Raw genomic sequence first — 809 nt, 5'->3', positions numbered from 1 at the left:
ATCATGTGAACCAGGTTATGCAGGAAAATCTCGCTGGGATGCGTCTGATCAAGGCATTTTTGCGCCGAAGTCATGAGGAAAACCGCTTCATGAAGGCGAATGAAGATCTGGCTGCGGAAACGCGTTACACCTTCCGCTTCGTCGAGGCATCGATGCCGATTCTCCTGTTTGTCATGAACCTGAGCCTGATTTCGATTCTCTGGTTTGGCCATCAGCGGGTTGCAGGTGGTGAATCATCTGTCGGTGACATTGTTGCCATTGTGAACTACGCCCTGCGTGTTGCGATGGCGATTTCGATGCTGACGTTTATTACCATGGCGTTTTCTCGTGCCAAAGCCTCTGCAACAAGGCTTGGTGACGTGCTGGATGTGAAGGTTGATTTGCATGAGTCAGAAGACGCAGATGCTGACGCCGTCGTTCATGACGGAAAAATTGATGTTCAGCATGTGGATTTTGCCTATTATAAACAGGACAAGAATGTGCTTCAAGATATAACATTTTCTGTGAAAGCAAGAGAATCTGTTGCAATTATCGGGGCGACAGGTGCTGGCAAAACGACGTTATTTCAGCTGTTGCCCCGGTTATACGATGTGAATCGCGGTACGATTGCGATTGATGACCAGCCGATTACTTCCTATACACTCGATCATCTGCGACGGGCGATCGGCTATGTGCCACAGAATCCGCTGCTGTTCACCGGTTCTGTTTTTGACAATATTGCCTGGGGGAAAGATGATGCAACGAAAGAGGAAGTGATCCAGGCGGCAAAAGATGCGCAGATTCACGAGACGATTATGGAATTAGCAGAG

1 protein-coding gene is annotated in these 809 nt (G+C 48.6%); it reads left to right on the top strand.

All coding sequences use genetic code 11. The annotated features are described in order from the left end of the window. Positions 1-17: 17 nt before the first annotated feature. Positions 18-809: ABC transporter ATP-binding protein (locus AC3G7N_RS20790; protein ID WP_489424065.1), on the top strand; the 792-nt coding region annotated here is incomplete at its 3' end.

Source organism: Virgibacillus carmonensis (genome assembly GCF_057836705.1).
The sequence above is the reverse complement of the archived record's forward strand: the minus strand, read 5'-3'. Positions and strand labels throughout refer to the sequence as shown.